Raw genomic sequence first — 4716 nt, 5'->3', positions numbered from 1 at the left:
CAGTTGATCGATACTATTGTAGGTATAGGTGGTTACCTCGGCATTAACGGTTTTCGCCAACACATTATGATTGCCATCATAGATAAAGCTCTCATCGTTTATAACGGTAGCTCCACTGTTAGTGATATCGCTGACGAGCTGCTGCAGCGCATCATAGCTATAACTACGCTGATGATTGAGCTTATCTACCGAACTTTTTTCAGAAGAGAGCACGCTCGAGCTCACCTGATTGAGCGGGGTAAATTGACTGACTTCGTCGAGTAAAATCTTGCCCGCATCATCAAGCTTATTGGTGCCAATTTTACGATCGAGCGCATCATAGGTATACGTTTCAGTGTATATGCCAGCCAGAGAAATACTCTTTAGCGCGCCCAAGCGGCTATTTTTAGTGGTATCCGAAGAATAGCTATAGCTAAGTGTGTCACCGTTGGTGGCCACGCTTAGCAGCTGGTTAAGGGCATTAAATTGATACTTTGTTTCAAGCGATGAAATGTCTTTTTGAATGATTTTTCGGCTGTACTTATCCAGCGTATAGCTCAATGATTTGCTATCCGGATAGCAAATACCAGTGACGATACTATCCAATGAATAAACCGTTGAAACGACACCGCTGGTATCGCTGGTACTGATTAACCTGCCAGACGCATCATAGGCGTATTGCGTTGCGCACGCCGTACCACTCTCATCCCACGACCGCTTTGAGCGCTGACCATCTGGCGTGTACTCATAAGAGATAACACAGCCATCAAAAAGAGTCTTAGCCGCTAACCTGCCATCATCGTCGTAGCTATAAGACTCCGACTGTTCGAGATTGTTTGTCAATTTAGTTAATTGAGCTTGCGAGTTATAGCTAGCTACATCACCTTGATAGTCGAGACTACTTTTATCGGGATAACTGCCGATTTTACTTTGTGAAAGTTCTTTTTTATTGAGGTCCAATACAAACGTTTTGGTGTACGCCGTACCATCTGGCGCACTAAAGGATTCACTTATATTCTTTGATTCAATATCGTAGGCAAAGCCCTTTTGATTAATCTCAGTCACGACGCTGCTATTAACTTGGCTCACCGTTTCGCTTAGGAGCTCTGAAAAACCGCTATAAGTAGAGATCGTTCGCAGGGTGTACTGGGAATTTTTATCAATATTAGTGGTATTTGGCAGAACGTCCTTAAGCAGTGTTTTTCCATAATTATCAAGCGTGAGCTGTTGCTGAATAATACCGTTAAGCGAACTGGTACTGCTATTAGTCGTAAAATCGTAGCTGATTACGGTCTTGTTACCCAGTGGATCGATAGACTGGGTTGGTTTTGCCAGCGAGTTGAACAACTTGCTGGTGACATTACCAAAAATATCCGTTTCAGAAATAGCATTACCCAGTAAATCATACTGCTTTGCAGAGAGTGTTCTTAAGGTATCGGTAGGCGCGGCATTGCCATTATCCAAGCGCGTTATTTCTTGCCCCAATGCGTCGCGGACTAGTTTGGTCTGATAACCCAGTGCGGTCGTTTCTAAGCTGCTATTTTCTCCGTCAGTGGCAAATATTTTATAGCTATATGTTGTCGCTGATCCTGAAGGTAAGGTTTTACTCGTCACCCGACCCATCACATCGTAGTTGTAAAGCGTTTTAGCACCCGAAGACTGAATTTCGGCTAGCGGCTTTGAATACATTGTGCTTGTTTGATGTGATGATATTAGCCCCAGTGAATTAGTGATGGTTGTCGTCACACTAAAAGTCGTCGCGTCATAAAGGTAGCTGTATTGGGCACTGGCACTTTGGATACCCGGCGAATTTGGTTTAGTCCACTTAAGCGCCTCTGACAATTCACGACCCTGATCATCAAATGTCATCAACTGTTCTTTCCAGTCATTCCAAGTAGCATCGCCCTTATTTTTAAACGTAATTGCTGATGTGGCAATGGCATTATTGTCTGGGGTTAGGGTGTTTTGTGTCCTCGCCGTTTGACCGGCGACATTATCGGCTTTGGTCGACGTATCGACCAGCGTCAAGTTGCTCACGCCAGATTGGCTAAAATAACTCGATATCTCTGTTACCTGGGTAATATACTGAGCGCTGGCGGTATCATAGGAGCTGGTTATCTTCGACGTCGTATTAGCAAACTCATCATATTCCATCGCCAACTTTATCTTCGGTATAGCGCTAGCGCTGGCAGTTAAGAAAAAGCTTTGGGCGGTATCTTTGGGGGACAAATAGTTTGGCTGCTGATTGTGTTTATCAGGTGTAAGATTATACGTCGACACCACTTGAGAAAAGCCATTTTGGCTGCCCGCAGCATCGTAAACATAGGTATTGTGCGTCACCGGGACATGAGCAAAACTATAAAAAACATCTTCTAGCGACAGTATATTGCCCTGTTCATCGAGCTTACTCACCTGAACATCGTAAAGATAAAGCGTGTTATTGCTGTCCAGCAAACCATCTGCTGAACCCGAGAGGGTAAACTGCGCGTTGTATCCGGTGAAGGTATTACCGCCACTGTTGGTGCCATAAGCATAATGGCAGTGGCTCAACAAATTATTACTGGCATCGACATATTTTAAATCCGATACCGCCGGTAAAGACACTGTCTGTTGAGACGCATTATAAAAACTGAGAGCGGTATAACTCACATATGTCGTCTTACCTGATGGATAGGTAATTGTATCGATCACATTAAAACTACCCTGCTGGGTGTAACCGAAGGTAATCGAATTTTCCAGCGGGTCTACGATACTGCTAATGCCAGCGCTAGAATAGTTAAGGCTTGTTTGCCGACCGTCCGGGGTTGTAATAACCATTAAACCTGGGTTATAGCCAAATGTTGTTTTTTGACCAAAACTATCCACAATGGAATCAAGTAATGCACCGTTATTGAGGTAGGCGTAATAAATATAATTACCGTAACAATCTGTATTCATCACTAGATTGCCGACCGAATCAAAGTAGCACTTTGAGCCATCGGGATCAGAATAAACATATTGATAAGTGGCGGGGTAAGAACCGTAAGGCAATGCAACGGGTACAAGACTGCTAACAAACGAGCGACCATGATTATTTTCATACTTCAAGCCTGAAGCATAACCGGTAGAATCCTTCCAGCTGGTGTCGATAATATACCGCACACCATTAACTTCTAATGAGTCGTTCGGGGTTAAAAAAGGCAGTCCAAAGGTCCAATTATCGGGTAAACCAAGCCTGCCTACCTTCCCCATAAAGTAGGCAAGTGATACGTCGAGAGCAATACCCTTATTGACCCCAACTAGACTGACAACAGGGATGGCTAGGGTTAATGAGCCGGAATTTGGAATAACCGTTTCATGCGCTGAAGCAATACGATTGAACGCCTGAGAACCGATAAAAGAATTGTCACTCATAGATATAAACTCCATTTTTAATGAACAACCACCCGCCTTGCGCAGTTGTATATTTACGTTTTTATTATTCACACTACGAAATCATAGGCTTTCGATATACATTATTCTTAATACTACCGAATGCTTTTATCGATTCTTCTTTTTTCTGTTGACTAAATCTCATTTTCATTTCCTTTATCAAATATAATGTTATAGGCTTTCTTTATTGCCTATAACATGGTGTTAAAGGACAGTGGTCTTTATCCACACTATCTCTTTATAGTTTCATGGTCTTTTAACACCCGTATTAGCTGTTAAAGAGCCACTCAGTTACAACCTAGCATTTTATAATTAATAAAACCCAAGGCTTAATTTTTACAAAATGCGCGTTGTGTAAAAAGTTACAGAAAGTAGAACCATAGGGGGAGGGGGTTATTAAGTGAGTGCTTCCCTTCCTTGGTGCTGCTTGTTATTCCTTACAAACAAAAGATAGTCCAATAATTATAAAAAAAACATTACACGCCATTACACGGATAAAATGCCTTATTTATTATTAGCATGAATATTAAATTTTACTATACCGCTCTATCGGAGTTATCCCTATCAAGCGGTTCAATATCACTTAGCAAACTGACCAAATCTATTTCTTTCTTGCCTTTGTTAAAGGAATATTCGCCGTTTAAATTAATGTGCTGCCAAGCAACAGGTGAGAGTCTTGAAATAAGTTCAACAATGTCTTGCCTGCCGTTTCTTTCTTGGATTTGCAAAAATGCGGAAAGCAGTGCTGAATTATAGTAAATAATGCAATTAGAAATGAGTCGAGCGCAGTCGTTCCATTGCGATACTTGGTAATCATTGCCGCCACGAAATTTATTACCATTAACTGACATTATAGCCCGTTTTAATTGATGATATGCCTCACCTCTGTTCAAGGCTTGTTGAACATAATGGCGCAGCGTTGAATTATCAACATACTCCAGAACGTAAATTGATTTAATCAAGCGATCATATTCCTGAAGGGCCGACAATGTGCGGCTATTACCGTTACTCAACTTTCTAATAATAGTACTTTGCGTGGTAGTCTTTCGGCTCAATGAACATAGGATATGTTGAATTTCATCCCACTCTTCAGTAATGAGTTTATGGTTGATTTCTTTTATCAATTGAATGCTACCGCCATCTTCTTCAGACACTTCAAATAAGTTAAAAACACTTTTTTCATTTTTGCGTATCGAGGAGCAAAGGTATAACCAAAGAAGTCCAATATAGCGAAATTTACATTGTTGGTACCATGAGTATCAGTCGATAACGTATTAGGCTGTATTTCTGAAGTGTTGTTATATAACCTGAGTTCTGCTTAAGAAG

General features: G+C 41.5%; 1 protein-coding gene and 1 pseudogene. Both read right to left on the bottom strand.

The genetic code is table 11. The features are described from left to right. Positions 1–3372: hypothetical protein (locus HRT50_RS17850; protein ID WP_291617007.1), on the bottom strand; the 3372-nt coding region annotated here is incomplete at its 3' end. Between the two features lie 554 nt (positions 3373–3926). Continuing rightward, positions 3927–4675 (bottom strand): annotated as a pseudogene (locus HRT50_RS17845) (Tn3 family transposase). Positions 4676–4716: the final 41 nt, after the last annotated feature.

This window comes from Colwellia sp. (genome assembly GCF_013215345.1).
Lineage (GTDB): Bacteria > Pseudomonadota > Gammaproteobacteria > Enterobacterales > Alteromonadaceae > Colwellia.
Note: the sequence above shows the minus strand (reverse complement) of the source record. Positions and strands in the feature narration are given on the sequence as shown.